General features: G+C 46.9%; 13 protein-coding genes. 6 read left to right on the top strand and 7 right to left on the bottom strand.

Annotated elements, in window-relative coordinates; genetic code table 11:
* Positions 1–155: 155 nt before the first annotated feature.
* The 5 genes from csaA to QP794_RS27785 form a co-directional block, all read right to left on the bottom strand.
* Positions 156–485 (bottom strand): chaperone CsaA, encoded by a 330-nt coding sequence (gene csaA, locus QP794_RS27805; protein ID WP_024629442.1) that lies wholly within the window; start codon positions 483–485, stop codon positions 156–158.
* Between the two features lie 168 nt (positions 486–653).
* Positions 654–1,286, bottom strand: coding sequence for a uridine kinase (gene udk, locus QP794_RS27800; RefSeq protein WP_285079982.1), 633 nt, complete (start codon positions 1,284–1,286; stop codon positions 654–656).
* A gap of 199 nt (positions 1,287–1,485) precedes the next feature.
* On the bottom strand, positions 1,486–2,067 hold the full coding sequence (locus QP794_RS27795; protein ID WP_285079981.1) for a VanZ family protein: 582 nt from the start codon (positions 2,065–2,067) through the stop codon (positions 1,486–1,488).
* A gap of 30 nt (positions 2,068–2,097) precedes the next feature.
* Positions 2,098–3,222: a DUF4179 domain-containing protein gene (locus QP794_RS27790; protein WP_285079980.1), complete on the bottom strand. Its 1,125-nt coding sequence runs from the start codon at positions 3,220–3,222 to the stop codon at positions 2,098–2,100.
* Positions 3,206–3,742 carry an RNA polymerase sigma factor gene (locus QP794_RS27785; RefSeq protein ID WP_285079979.1) on the bottom strand — a complete coding sequence of 179 codons (537 nt, stop codon included), beginning with the start codon at positions 3,740–3,742 and terminating at the stop codon, positions 3,206–3,208. Before QP794_RS27785 ends, QP794_RS27790 begins: the two co-directional genes overlap by 17 nt.
* Positions 3,743–4,074: 332 nt before the next feature.
* On the opposite strand from QP794_RS27785, the gene QP794_RS27780 reads away from it, so the two are divergent.
* The 4 genes from QP794_RS27780 (at position 4,075) to QP794_RS27765 (ending at position 9,455) form a co-directional block, all read left to right on the top strand.
* On the top strand, positions 4,075–4,899 hold the full coding sequence (locus QP794_RS27780; RefSeq protein ID WP_285079978.1) for a PRD domain-containing protein: 825 nt from the start codon (positions 4,075–4,077) through the stop codon (positions 4,897–4,899).
* A 137-nt stretch (positions 4,900–5,036) separates the two neighbouring features.
* The gene (locus QP794_RS27775; RefSeq protein WP_285079977.1) at positions 5,037–6,971 is read left to right on the top strand and encodes a beta-glucoside-specific PTS transporter subunit IIABC; all 1,935 of its coding nucleotides are present in this window, start codon (positions 5,037–5,039) and stop codon (positions 6,969–6,971) included.
* Between the two features lie 69 nt (positions 6,972–7,040).
* Positions 7,041–8,498 carry a glycoside hydrolase family 1 protein gene (locus QP794_RS27770; RefSeq protein WP_285079976.1) on the top strand — a complete coding sequence of 486 codons (1,458 nt, stop codon included), beginning with the start codon at positions 7,041–7,043 and terminating at the stop codon, positions 8,496–8,498.
* A gap of 6 nt (positions 8,499–8,504) precedes the next feature.
* Complete coding sequence (locus QP794_RS27765) at positions 8,505–9,455, top strand: 2-keto-3-deoxygluconate permease (protein WP_285079975.1); 951 nt, start codon at positions 8,505–8,507, stop codon at positions 9,453–9,455.
* Positions 9,456–9,517: 62 nt separating this feature from the next.
* Here QP794_RS27765 and QP794_RS27760 read toward each other — a convergent pair whose 3' ends face one another.
* Positions 9,518–10,447: a helix-turn-helix transcriptional regulator gene (locus QP794_RS27760; RefSeq protein ID WP_285079974.1), complete on the bottom strand. Its 930-nt coding sequence runs from the start codon at positions 10,445–10,447 to the stop codon at positions 9,518–9,520.
* Between the two features lie 98 nt (positions 10,448–10,545).
* On the opposite strand from QP794_RS27760, the gene QP794_RS27755 reads away from it, so the two are divergent.
* Together QP794_RS27755 and QP794_RS27750 are read left to right on the top strand one after the other, a co-directional pair.
* Entirely contained in the window at positions 10,546–11,043 is a 498-nt protein-coding gene (locus tag QP794_RS27755; RefSeq protein WP_285079973.1) for a GyrI-like domain-containing protein, read from the top strand.
* Positions 11,044–11,212: 169 nt separating this feature from the next.
* Positions 11,213–11,683 (top strand): hypothetical protein, encoded by a 471-nt coding sequence (locus QP794_RS27750; RefSeq protein ID WP_285079972.1) that lies wholly within the window; start codon positions 11,213–11,215, stop codon positions 11,681–11,683.
* A gap of 165 nt (positions 11,684–11,848) precedes the next feature.
* On the opposite strand, the gene QP794_RS27745 is transcribed toward QP794_RS27750, so the two are convergent.
* The gene (locus QP794_RS27745) at positions 11,849–14,866 is read right to left on the bottom strand and encodes a DEAD/DEAH box helicase (protein ID WP_285080081.1); all 3,018 of its coding nucleotides are present in this window, start codon (positions 14,864–14,866) and stop codon (positions 11,849–11,851) included.

The raw sequence follows: 14,866 nt of genomic DNA, 5'->3' as shown, positions 1-14,866 counted from the left end.
CTTATGAAGCAATCCTTTTGTTGATGATTAATGTGGCACTTGGGATTGGAAGTCGTTCCGGCTGGACTGATCTGCATGGTAAAAGACCACGAATCCGAAGATTTATAGCATTATGCTTTAAGGTGAAAAGACAGAATCGCATTATCATGAAAAAATCAGGCAATCGGCGTGCCGTTGGGTAATGTCTGGTCTGGCGTTAACAAAACAACGTCACCTTCACCAGGCACGCCGCCAAGCACCAGCACTTCCGATACAAAACCAGCAATTCGGCGCGGCGGAAAATTGACTACGGCAATAACCTGCTTGCCGATCATCATATCGGGGGTATAATGTTTTGTAATTTGGGCGCTTGAACGTTTGAGGCCGAGTGGGCCAAAGTCGATAGTCATTTTGATGGCAGGGATTCGAGCCTTAGGAAAAGGTTCGGCTTCCACCACTGTACCAACGCGGATATCATGCTGTATAAACTCTTCAAAAGTAGCCATGTGGTGATGTCTCCTTTCAGCTATAGAGTCCATTATAAAATAGAAATACCCAAAAAATCCAGATTGCGCAAAATCGCAATCTGGATTTCAGTGGTCATGCTGTAGGATCTCTCTGTCATTCACTCAAACGTGATGAATGCAGGGCAAGTAATGCATCAGCATGTTTAATTAAGCGCCATTCCACTGTTCACCAGTCAGATATTTCTCAGTCAGAATGGATAACATTTGAATACCGACCTCATTATGTCCACCTTCGGGAATGATGATGTCTGCATACTTTTTGGAAGGCTCGATAAAAGCATCGTGCATCGGTTTGACGGTTTCGAGATATTGTTTATATACGGATTGAATCGTACGGCCACGTTCTTCCATATCCCGCAGAACTCTGCGCAGAATACGCACATCAGAATCCGTATCGACAAATACCTTAATATCCAGAAGAGCGCGGAGATGCTCATCGATCAGAACATGCAGTCCTTCCACAATAATGATATGGTTTGGTGCCAGTTCAACCGTTTCATCCGCGGCACGATTATCTATGGTGAAGTCATATACGGGAGCATATGCCGTTTGGCCTTGTTTTAACAGGGTGAGATGCTCAATCAACAGATCATTATCGAATGCAAACGGATGATCGTAATTGGTGAGTCGACGTTGCTCAGGGGTGAGCTGCGACTGGTCTTTGTAATAGTTGTCCTGGGATATAAAAGTTACTTTGCCCGATCCAAGACGGTCAATGACGGAACGAGCTACCGTCGTTTTACCGGAGCCGGTTCCTCCGGCGATACCAATAATGAGCATGGTTGTTCCATAAACCTCCCTAGAGTGGCAGCATGATCATGGATAAAGCGTACCAGAAATCATTCATTCATGGGCTTTATCCACATGTCTGTCTGTGAATACACAATTCCTTCATTGTATCATAGCAGACTGCTTTTTTCATCATAATGAATTGACCATGTTTTGCCTACCAGGGGAGGTGTGCGCTTGATGCAATCAATTAATGCTTATATTTGTGTAGTGGGTCGTGTTTTAACCTCCATGAGGTCATTAGGAGTTGTCCGGCGGCCCATTTTGTGAACAAATTCAAGGTGACATACCCAAGTACACTTCCTGCAGTATTGGCAATTAGATCATTGATATCAGTGCTGCGGCCGTTGCCCAGGGTAACTCGGATCAGGAGCTGCAGCATTTCGATGAGAAGACTTAGAGTTAATCCTGCTATTGCAGCGGTTCGTACGGAATGAGCCCAAGGTTTTAATAAAGGAAGCATGAACCCCAGTGGAATAAACAGCAGGATGTTTAATGCGAAACTCGGTGCATCCGCAGTCAGAAGAGGAATCCACTGAAGGGTCTTATACCATGGAGTCTGATTGGCATATATTCCGATGTTAATGTCGATGGGGAAGAATACAAAATGCATAACTCCAAAAAGGTAAACGATAAAAGCGATGACTAAAATATATTGTCTGGCTGTGTACCTGATTTTGTATACCCTGGTGTAGAACACCAGGGCAATCAGGACCAGAAAGAATAATGGACCGAGTATGCTTAGAGATGTAATCGTATATTGAACGGACATGTAATGACTCCTTCAAAAGGATATGATTTATTACTGATTCAAGTTGACCCTAATGTCCATTCCCTTGATGAATTGATGGTCTTTGATCACTTCCGTGAAATCATCCTTAATCTCAAAAGGCTTCACGATTAAGTACTTCAGATGCTTGGATGTTGTGGCATAAATTCGCTCGGATCTCAACTGGTTTCCCTCATACAAGCCCTCACCGCTAAGGGCTGTCAATTGCCGGCCCTGATCATCGAAAATGGCAAATCCGATATGGCGCAACTGCTCTTCATCTTGCGCGGTAAGTGTGCTTTTGTTGTTTAAGGAAATGATTGTAGATATGCGTGTTGTAATAGGTGTAACTTTGGCTTCCGTAACGGCAGCAGTATACAGACTGTTCGAGATTGTAGTGTCAGGCTGAACATACTGGATATCGTCCGTTGATTTGGTAAAAGGAATATTTAGCTTGAACTCATGATCAATTCCTTGCAGTGTTAACTTAATTTCGGCGTCAAATTGATCCGGGAAGGCCGAATTTTGCTCGGAGGGGATGACTTGTTCGAAGAGCAGCGTGTTTGGCTGCGTTTCTCCTATGGAACTGTAGAACAGACCCGTATCCTGACGTGCCCCGTTTACATTGAAAAAGACGTTATCAATCCCATTGCTTAGCTTCACAATATCTTTGCCGTTGTCATATTCGCCTTGATTCAGATTGGGCGCAGTGAATTGAACCAAAAACGCTGCTCGTGTACCGTCATATACCGTTTCCAGCACTTCAAGCTTCACATCCTGGTAGGCGACCTTGCTATTTACCATAGTGGTCAGACCTTCGTTTCCTGCGGTTTTCAGTCCCATATCGGCTTCAATCGAACTGAAGAGGCTGCCCACCAGTGGAATATTGCGTAAGGAGTCCGCCATGGCTGGTGATACAAAGCCGGATGCGAATACAGTCACGCCTAATACCCCGGCTGCGATGGTAGCAGCTGCGGTACGACGCAATCCCTTTTGAAGTCGACTGGGGTGCTTAGCATGTTCAGTTTTCAAGGTGTGAGATGACTCAGACAGTGACTCCAGTGTAGCATCGATTCGATTACGTACGAGTTCAGACATGACGGGACGCTCCTTCGCTTGTTCCTTTAATTTCTGATCCATATTAAACGGGTTTGACATACAATTTTACCTCCCGAAAGTTTTTGAATTTATGGTACAGTTCCTGCCTTGCCCGGGTGAGTCTCATTTTCACGGCACTTTCGGATATGCCCAGTGCATCTGCAACTTGACGCAGGGACAAGTCCTCAAAATAGTGCAGTACAATGACGATTCGTTTCGATTCTTCTAGCCGGTCAACTGCTTCTCTCATATCCACTTCATCGTAGGGACTGGAATGTTCCTTCTGCTGTGAGGGCACCTCCGCATAGGAGGTGGAGAGCGAACGGCGGGATAACATGGTATTACATTCATTAATAAGGATGCGGAACATCCAGGTTCTGAAAAACTGGGGTTCACGAAGGGTGTGCATTGATTTATAAGCTTTCAGGATAGTCTCCTGAATGGCATCAGCCACATCCTCCTCTTTTCGCAGCATGGATTTTGCGGTATTGTATAGGGAATTTTCAATCTCTCTTATGAGCCTGATAAAGGCATCGCGATCTCCCTGTATGGCTTGGTTTATGAGATCGGTTGGATCCATGGAAAACAGCTCCTTTCATTAGGGGACTATCAAGACAGCCCTTGGTTGGTTTTACATAGATTAGACTTTCGAATGCTGTATATGGTCACAATTACTTTTCATCTTGAAAAAAGCTTCAGTATATATGACGAGTAGAATTGAACTCTTCCCTTCAGGTCGTAAGAAGGGCGGATTCTCCTTATATTGGTCAATTGACTTTTTGGAAGATAGGCATATAATGATAGATATATTCATAACACGGACTGTTACTGGGCGAACCAGGCATGACCGAATTCGATTATTTAACTGTAATCGCTTTCGGTCTTTTTTTATTTTGTCGGGGGGTGAGAACAATGAAGGTTATTAAGAAAGTGAATAATAATGTGGCTATTGCCATGAATGATAACAATGAAGAAGTATTCGTGGTGGGCAAAGGGGTAGGGTTTCTAAAAACGCCATATGAGCTGACGGAGACGGATTTGGTGGAGAAAATCTTTGTGGCTCCCAAAAATATTCGTATGTATGACTTGTTAAATAGCATTCCGATCGAGGATATTTATTTGGCTGAGGAAGTGATTAAGCTCGGCAGTCAGATTTTGAATAAAACATTTAACCCGAATCTGCTTCTCACCCTGTCCGACCACATCAGCTTTGCATTGACCCGAACGCGGGAAGGCATTAGCATCAAAAATCCACTGGAGTGGGAAGTAAGGACATTGTATCCCGATGAGACCCGGGTGGGAGAGGCAGCGCTCAAGCTGATTCATGAACAAACGGGTGTAACCTTGCCAGCCGCAGAAACGACACTATTGGCACTTCACTTTGTCAACGCACAGGTCGGTTCGGGAGAGATGACGGACACGACTAAAGTTACTACCGTAACGGGTGAGATTCTATCTGTGATCAAGTATGCGCTTAAAATTGATTTTCAGGAAGATTCCATTCATTTTATGAGGTTTGCGACACATATACGGTACTTCATTATGCGGCAAATGAGCGGCAAGTCGCTCAAGGACGAGAATGAATCCCTGTTCCTGATGGTGAAGGAGAAGTTTCCGAAGGAATTGGCGTGTGTTGAGAAAATTGCGGATTTCCTGAAAAACAATTATGGCTGGACCTGTTCCGATGATGAAAAATTATATCTGATTCTTCATATACAACGACTCATATCCAACTAAACAATCGAATATTACACAATGGACTGTTACTGATTCGATCAGGCATGACCAAGCGTAGGGAATGACGATTCCCCGGCTTGGTCATTTTTTATATATAAATTAAATCATCTTATCTTTCTGTACAAAGGAGAAGGGTCATGAACAACAAAGACTTGGCTAAAAACATACTTGAACTTGTTGGTGGCGAGCAAAATATTTCGGGTCTGACACACTGTGCAACCCGGTTGAGATTTGTATTAAAAGATGATGCCAAAGCGGATTTGAAGACGCTCGATCAGCTTGAGGGAGTGCTGAGGGCACAGAATTCCGGCGGACAGGTACAGGTCGTTATTGGCGCAAAGGTAGACGCAGTCTATAACGAAGTGAAAGGACTAACTTCAGACCGGCTTGGCGGATCGGAAGAATCTCCAAACAATAACGGATCGATGAAGAAACGTAACCCGGTCAATGTGGTGCTGGAGACCATCGCAGGCATATTCACTCCTGTACTCCCGGCTCTCGTTGGCTGTGGGATGATCAAATGTGTGGCTACAGTAATCGCTGCATTGGGATGGCTTGAAGGCTCGGGATTCTTGGTGATCGTCAACATGATTGGCGATCTGATCTTCTATTTCCTGCCTTTCTTCTTGGCAGTCAGCGCGGCTCATAAGTTCAAAACCAATCCTTATCTCGCGGTGGCGCTTGCAGCCGGACTGATGCATCCAACCATTCTGAATGCAGCAGCCCAGATCGCCGATACAGGCGTAGACACCATTGATTTCCTTGGAATGCCAATCCTGCTGATGAAGTATTCATCCTCGGTCATTCCAATTATACTGGCCGTTTGGATCATGAGCTATGTGTACCGATTTGTTGATCAGTTCATACCTAAGTTTTTACGGGTTTTACTTACCCCGATGGTGGTTCTATTTATCATGATTCCGCTCGAACTCATTATACTTGGACCCATCGGTTCCTATATCGGTGATTGGCTTACCCAGGGAATTAACTATCTGTTCTCCACAGCAGGCATCCTTGCCGGTCTGATTCTCGGCTTTTTCAAACCGATTATGGTTATGCTCGGTATGCATTATGCGCTCATGCCTATTCAGGTACAACAAGTGGCAAGCTTGGGTTCAACTGTGCTGCTGCCTGCTGCACTGGCGGCGAACTTGGCTCAAGCGGGAGCGGCATTCGGTGTGTTTGTACTGACGAAAAGTAAAACGATGAAGTCCGCCGCCGGTTCAAGCGGATTTACTGCATTGTTTGGAATTACTGAACCAGCCATCTACGGGGTCACATTGAGATATAAACGGCCATTCTTTGCGGGCTGTGCAGCAGCAGGACTAGTCGGTGGATTTTACAGTATGGTTCACGCCAGTGCTACGGCAATTTCACTGCCCGGCATCCTGGCCTTGGGGACGTACACAGCTGACCGTTACATGTATGTGGTGATTGGCTCTGTTGCCGCAATCGTACTCGGCTTTGTATTTACCCTGATGGCAGGTATTAAGGAAGATGCGGATGGAACAAAAACGAAGCAGCAGGCAACAGGTGCAATGGATAGCATTCAGACTGCTGTTGCAACGGGAACGAATGCAGAACAAGCTTCCCCTCAGACATCTGTATCTTCTTCGGACATGCTGATTGTCAGTCCAATGACTGGGGAGATCAAACCGATCTCTGAGGTTGAGGATCAGGCTTTCGCCCAGGAGCTAATGGGTAAAGGCATTGCCATTGTTCCAACGGAAGGCAAAGTATACGCTCCTTTTGACGGGATAGTTGAAGCATTATACCGTACCAAACACGCCATTGGGCTCAAGGCAGCAAACGGTGTGGAAATCCTGATTCATATTGGCGTGGACACCGTTAGTCTGAAAGGGAAATATTTTAATGCCCATATTGAACAGGGACAGGCCATCCAGGCAGGGGATTTATTGGTGGAGTTTGATCCGGAAGGCATCACTTCAGCTGGTTATAACACGATCACATCCATTGTGGTAACGAATATGCAGCAGTTTGGAGACGTTTTGACAACTGCAACCAGTGGCTCAATTCGAGAAAGTGAAGCATTGATCAAGCTGATTCCGTGATGGGCGAGTACTACAGCATTTCTTATCCAACATAAATAAAGGCAGGTCCAATAACAGGAGGAAACTAAAATGACGAATTCCAATTTTCCGAAAGATTTTTTATGGGGTGGGGCGCTTTCTGCCTGTCAGGCTGAAGGAGCTTACAACGTAGATGGTAAGAGCCTGACCATCCCGGAAGTGATGAAGTTTAACGAGAAGAACGATCGCAAGGTGACCAAGCAGATCCGAATCAATCGGGAGATGATCGAGGAGGCGAAGAATGATCCTGATACCGTAAAATATCCGAAGCGCCGGGGTATCGACTTTTACCATACGTTTAGAGAGGACATTGCGCTATTCGCTGAAATGGGCTTCAAGGTATTTCGCTATTCCATCTCATGGGCCAGAGTATTTCCGAACGGGGATGACGCGGCTCCAAACGAGAAGGCACTTCAGTTCTATGACCAAGTGATTGATGAGTGTCTGAAGCATGGCATGGAGCCCCTGATCACGATCAGTCACTTTGATATGCCAATCGTGCTGATTGACAAGTTTGGTGGATGGTACAACCGCAAGCTGATTGATTTGTATGTTAATTACTGTGACGTATTGTTTAATCGGTACAAAGGGAAAGTGAAGTATTGGGTCACATTTAACGAGATCAATATGAGCGTAAAAGCAGGAGCCAAGACGCTGGGCATTATCGAATATGACAAGCCGAATTTTGAGGAAATGCTGTTCCAAGGTCTTCATCACCAATTTGTGGCTGCATCCAGAGCAACCAAGATGGCCCACGAGATCGATCCGGATAATAAAATCGGAAGTATGGTGGCCTATTTCACAACGTATCCATATACGTGCAAACCGGAGGATGCGCTCCAAATGCAGCAGGATGATCAGATGAAAAACCAGTTCTTCCTGGATGTATTGAATCAGGGCGAGTATCCGTATTACGGCAAGACCTATTTCAAAAATAAAGGCATTACCATCAACATCGAAGACGGTGATCTCGATAGCATTCGGGCGTACACCGCTGATTTCGTTGGTATGTCCTATTACAATTCCATGATCTCCAGCAGTGATACGGAGCAGCTTGAATTAACAGCCGGGAACGTACACAGCGTCTACAAAAACCCGCATTTACCTGCAAACGAATGGGGATGGCAGATCGATCCGGTTGGACTGCGGTATACGCTTAATCTGGTCTATGACCGCTACAAAAAGCCTGTATTTATTCTTGAAAACAGTTCGGGCTTCTACGACAACCTGAATGAGGACGGAACTGTCAACGACCCTTATCGGATTGACTTTCTGAGCAAGCACATTGAACAGATGGGGCTGGCGATTGCCGATGGCGTAGAAGTTCTGGGATACACGATGTGGGGACCGATCGACATGATCAGTTCGGGTACATCTGAGATGAGCAAACGTTACGGGTTCATCTATGTCGATCAGGATGATTACGGCAATGGTTCAATGAAAAGATATCGTAAAGACTCGTTTTACTGGTATCAGAATGTGATCAAAACTAACGGAGAGCAGCTGTAAGCCAAGATGAATATTCTGGGGCGTGTCAAAAGAATTCCCGGCGGCTTGCTCATTGTCCCCATGCTGCTCGCCGCTGTCATCAACACTCTGTTTCCGTCTTTCTTTCAGATTGGAGATCCAACGACGGCGCTGTTCACTTCAAAAGGAACGATGGTGCTCATTGGCATGATCCTGCTGGTTTCCGGAACACAACTGAACCTGTCCCAGCTCCTGACGACCCTGAAGAGAGCAGGTGTGCTCTGCATTTCCCGTATAATCATCAGCTGCGTATTCGGCTCGGCGTTTGTACACTTTTTTGGCATAGATGGGATTGGTGGTGTCTCTGCGGTTGCGTTCATTGCCGTTCTGACCAGTTGCAATCCGGGACTATATCTTGCTTTAATGAACTCCTATGGGGATGATGTGGATCGTGCTGCATTTGGCATTTTGAATCTGATTGCCGTTCCGGTCATTCCGATCATGATATTGAATTCAGCAAGTGGTGTCGGCATTGATTATCTCAGTGTTCTTGCTACGCTGGTGCCTTTTCTAATTGGTATTCTGTTGGGTAATCTGGACAGCAATATTCAGAAGATGTTCGCTCCGGGAACATTGATCCTGCTTCCCTTTCTTGGTACAAGCTTCGGTTCCAACATTAATTTGCGCATTGCATTTCAGTCGAGCTTATCCGGTCTGCTGGTAACTGCACTCTTCCTGGTCATTTGTTTGCTGCCTCTCATCGGAATTGATCGAGTGCTGCTCAAACGTCCGGGTTATGCGGCAGCCGCGACTTGTTCGGTTGCAGGTCTGTCGATGGTAGTGCCCTCGATGGCCGCCGGATTTAACCCGGCATATGAACCTTATGTGGAGGCGGCGATTGCCCAGATTGCCTTTGCGGTTATTCTGACTTCCATTTTGATTCCGTATATGGTTAAAAGGCTGGCTCAACCGGATTCTGCAACGGAGTCTGGAAAATAAAAAAAACGACCAGCACGTTTGCCATTCTGAATGGACAGCGTGCTGGTTTCATTATGTTGCATTTATTCTCCTTGGTGTTCGTATTTCCCTAGAATGCGACGAACGTAGTCTTGAAATCCATTGCGAACTTCAATCGGTTCTATCACTTCACATTTATCTCCAAATGCAAGTAACTTGTCGTATCCGAATGTATTTTTAATAATGGGATATGTCGCGAGGCAGGTTTCTTCCCCCATATGAAGGATATGTGCTTCCCCGAAACGCTCAATGACTTTATCAATGACGGAACGATGAACACGAATTGTTACTTCTACCCAATCCTGATTCATCCATCCGGCTCCATCCATCGGTAACGGCGTGAAGTCTCTTGGCACAAATGCGTCCTCCGACACCTGAAGACGGTTCATACGCGCCAATTTGAATATGCGAAAATCCTCTCGATCGACACAGTAGCTTTGCAAATACCAGCTGCTCTCCTTGAAGACGATCTGATAGGGCTCCACCGTTCGGGAACTGATTTTCCCGTCCCGATCCCCATATTCAAAAACGAGATATCGCTGTTCATTCATCGCGGTCTCAATATAACTAAGCAAATTTCGGAGTGATTCATTCCCCTGATTTAACGATAAATCGACGGCGAACCTTCCTGCCTTAATGTCTGCACTTCCGCGATGAATCGCATTCAATTTCTCCAACACGAAAACTATTTCATTATGGTCAAATAGCTGCTTATAGCTTTTCAAACTGGTTAACAAGGTCTGAATATCATGTGGTGTGAATAACAGCTTGTCCATTTTATAGGCTTTCATCAGACCTACGCCGCCCATCGCTCCCTGATGCGTAAAAATAGGCAACCCGGCAAAGGTTAACGTATCAATATCTCGATAGATGGTTCGTCTGCTCACTTCAAGACGTTCGGCCAATTCCCTTGCACTAACCACCTCTCGCTCCAATAAAATCATAATTAAAGCAAGCAAGCGATCGATTTTCATACTCCACCTCCTATTTAAGTATGCCATACAGATGTCACAGTTGATAGATTATGCTTGGTACGTAAACCAAATTCATGTACAACTAGGAGGCATTAACTATGAACAATTACAAGATTGAACGGAAGCAGGCCTTTCGTCTCATTAGTTTTAAAACGACACTAAACGAGGGAACGACCATCCACGCTCCAGAGTATACCAGCGATAAGACAACTTTTTTCAAAAGTATGTTGGAGAATGGACAAATGGCAAGCCTTCGCCCTTACGCAGAAAGTCCATACGGGTATGCCGCAGTTGCCATAGTGGATGGCAAAGTGAATTATTATGCTGGTGTTCAATCCTCCAAGCCTCTGCCTGAACATGCGGACGAAGTCCTTTTTCCTTCAGGCGAGTATTTAATTTTGTCAGGAAGCGGTGGCTTATCCCGTTTGGCATTTGATAAGTTGGAAAATCAAGCGTTTGGCTCCCTTTTAACTGATGAGTATGACTATGACTTTGAATATTCGGGGGGGCCGATTGCGGAAGTGTTGCTTAATGGAAATCCAATGGACGCCGAAGTGGAAGTGTGGGTGCCTGTTCAAAAACGGAGAGCCGCTTAAGCAAGAAACAGCGTATTCAATTGTAGGGAGAAGGCTCGGGACTTGATGTGTATCAATTTAGTCTCATCTTCGCGAATTTGGGTTGTAGGATCTAGGACCTTGGATATATGATGTCGAAAGATGCCAGTTAATGGATGGTATCTGTAAACATTATAAGGAGGTGTACGTTATGAAAAAATCAGGCAAATTGATTTCTTCCACGGTTGTTGCTGCCATCGCAGCTGTATCAGTTGTAACTTCTGCTTCTGCAGCAAGTGCACCTGTGGCAAGCCCGGTGCTGTCTTCCATTGCAAGCATTGATCTGACCAGTATGGACATCGAAACAGCTTTGATGATGGTTCAGCAAGAACGCGCCAAATTGCTGGATAGCCAATTGCAGTCGCAAATTCAAGAAGTTCAAAATCGCAATCAAGCGATCGCAGAGCTGAACGCACAATTGCAAGCGGCCATTCAGAGTGGGGATGCTTCCCAAGTGCAAGCCTTGAAGAGCAAAATCGATGCGTTGAGCAGTTCTCAACAAATGGATATGCTGCGTCTGCAGTCTTTGTCCAACAAACGCAATGAAGCTTTTAATGTGATGACTAACTTCATCAAAAAAATGCAAGATTCAAGATCATCCATCATCGGAAATATGCGCTAGAATGGAATTATCTTACTTAAACGACCCTAACCATTGAAGGTTGCAAGTGAAAGGTCAAGGGTTAAGGTACAAAAAGAGCGAAGGCGGAATTCATTTCCGACACTTCGCTCTTTTTGTATTTTACGATTTACAGGGTTACGAATGTTGCATCAATCTAATCTGGAGTTAACTCGACCAGTCGCGGCGCCGGGTGAACAGATTCTGCAGCTCATCCGTCGATAGCTCCGTAATCCAATTTTCAGAGCTGGTGATAATATTATCGCTGAGCTGCTGCTTACTCTCCAGCATCTCGTCAATGCGTTCTTCGAGTGTGCCCAGCGAGATGAATTTGTGCACCTGCACATCCTTCGTCTGTCCCATTCGATAGGCGCGGTCCGTAGCCTGATTTTCCACGGCAGGGTTCCACCAGCGGTCAAAATGGAATACATGATTCGCTGCGGTCAGGTTCAAGCCCACGCCGCCTGCTTTGATGGACAGAATAAAGACCGATGGCTGCTCTGCCGCAGGCAACGTCCGCGATTGGAACTCGTCAATCATGCGATCCCTTGCTGTCTTGGACGTACCCCCATGCAGATACAGCACAGGCTCCTGCAACTCTTGTCTCAATACCTGCTGCAGCATCTGTCCCATGCCGATGTATTGGGTGAAAATCAGACAGCGTTCGCCCTCGTCCCGCAGTTCGCGGACCAGTTCCATCAGTCGTTCCAGCTTCGCGGACCGACTGATTAGCATGGCCATGTCCTGAGGACTGTACAGGTCATATGCTGTTACAGAGCCTTCTGAGGAAATCGTTTCGGGCAAGGCTTCTTTGGTCAGCAGCAAAGGATGATCACACAACTGCTTAAGCTGGGTTAAGGCAGAGAGAATGGCGCCTTTGCGCTTAATGCCTTCCAGCTCTTTCATTTTGTCCATCAGTTCTTGAACGGACTGGTCATACAGGGCACTTTGTTCACCCGTAAGGTGAATATAGGTTTTCATTTCGTTTTTATCCGGCAGATCGAGTTGAATATTCGGATCTTTTTTCTTGCGGCGCAGCATGAATGGTTTTACCAGCTGCTGCAAATCCTGCATGCGCTGCTCGTCCTTATCCTTCTCAATCGCACTGATAAACCGAGTCTGGAATGCCCTAGCGCTGCCCAGATAGCCTGGATTAATAAAATCATAGATGGACCACAGCTCGGATAGCCGATTTTCAATCGGTGTACCTGTCAGTGCAATACGGTGTTTTGCAGGGAAGCTGCGCACTGCCATGGATTGCTTCGTTTGAGCATTTTTAATATTTTGCGCTTCATCCAGACAGATCGATGCCCACGTATATGACTGCAACATTTCCTGATCCAGCGTAGCTGTTGCATAGGAGGTAATGATGATGTCCACCTGTTGAGTCTGTGCCTGGAATTCCTCTCCGCTCAGTCTGCGAGCTCCATAATGCAGACTGACATGAATAGAGGGAGCAAAGCGGCTAATCTCTTTTTGCCAGTTTCCGAGCACGGAAGTCGGGCAGACGAGAAGGGCTGGGGCCTGCCCAGGCAAGCGCTGCTCATGCTCTTTGAGATGAAGTAAATACGTAATGAACTGAATCGTTTTTCCGAGTCCCATGTCGTCTGCAAGACAAGCTCCGAGACCGAATCTGCGCAGGAATCCAAGCCAGGCGAAGCCTTCCTTCTGATAAGAACGCAGCTCAGCATGCAATCCTGCCGGAACAGGCAGGGAAGGAGCGCCGCCTTGCCCGCCGCCAAGCTGTGCGATGACCCGGTTCAGGTGTTCGTTCAGTTCCACCTCAAGTCGAATGTTCTCGCTGGATTGAGGCTGTTCCTCTTCCTGATCCTCCTGTCCTTCCTTGCGCTTCTGGTTACGATATTCGCGCTGCTCGTTGTGCAGCAGATGCAGGTGCAAAATATCCTGAAACGACAGGCCCTGTTCCTGATCCACACCGCCCATGGCCCGGCGAATCTGCTCAAGCAAGGCCGGATCGAGGGGGACCCATTCTCCACGGAAGCGGACCAGCCGTTCATTACGGGCCACGAGATCAGCGAATTCTTCCTCGCTAAGATCCGTATCCCCAATCGCAATCCGCCAGTCAAAATGAATGATCGAGTCCAGTCCGAAGAACGACTGTCCCCGATCGCTGCCTTCCTCCGGTTTCACTTTCGCACGCAGCTTGGGTTTCTTCTTGCGTGCAGCTTCCCACCACCCCGGAAGCAGCACTTGCCATCCGGCTTCGAGCAGTCGTCCGCTGTCTTGCGTCAGGAACAGCCAAGCATCCTGATCTCCCAATGGATCACTCAGCACATCCCGGCTTCCGCTGATGGAGCGGCGAATTCGGGGCAGATGTGCACGCAGCTGTTCCAGCCATCCTGCCGAACGATCAAGGATGAACGGCGTCCACACCTCCGGCCATTCACCTTCCAACCGACCGCGTGAATCCAGCCGCACGGGAACAAGTACGGCTGCATCCAGTTTATTCTGCAATACCAGCCGCAGCCGCCATGACGGTTCATCCTCCTCCGGCTCCAACAATTGCAGGAGCGGACGGAATGGGGCTGCGTCTGCTTTCCAGCCGATGGACACCAGCCAGGATTGTGCATCCATGCCGGCTGTTTGCGGAGTCGTTCCGCTTTGTGGAAACAACTGCGGGAATTCGCGTCGCAGATCGGTAGCGGCTTCCTCCGTGCTGTACCATCGTTGGAATACGGAGGCCGAATAAGCAGCGCTCAGCCCTTCGGCATAGCTCTCATCCGACTGTTCCAGGGCTTTGCCAAGAGCGGTTCGATCCTGCTTTTTCAAGCTGTCCGGGTCCCAGGTCCATTGCAGTTGTCCCGAACGAAATGAGGTGAAGCTGGGGATGTATTTACGATTTTCAATCGACGCTGCAAGTACTGGGGCCAACCGGATCAAATGCTCTGCCTGCTCGTCCCATTTCCATTCAATATGAAGCAGGGTGTGCATTTCGCTGAAGAAAGGAATGACTTCTTCCGCAGGCAGTACAACCAGTTCAATCTCTTCGAGCTGTCTCGTTTCCAGTTCTGTTCCGTAGAAGGAAGGGGCATGCCAAGCAAATAATCGCTGCTTAAGCGATTGTCCTGTTACAAAATGATGGGTGTTCAGCGCTCCATAGAACAGGGCATCCCCGTATCCGGTCAATGCAACATGGACCTCAATCGTTTCGGTGTAAGGGTGCAT

The sequence above is a fragment of the Paenibacillus sp. UMB7766-LJ446 genome (assembly GCF_030226665.1).
GTDB classification, from domain to species: Bacteria; Bacillota; Bacilli; order Paenibacillales; family Paenibacillaceae; genus Paenibacillus; species Paenibacillus vandeheii.
Note: the sequence above shows the minus strand (reverse complement) of the source record. Positions and strands in the feature narration are given on the sequence as shown.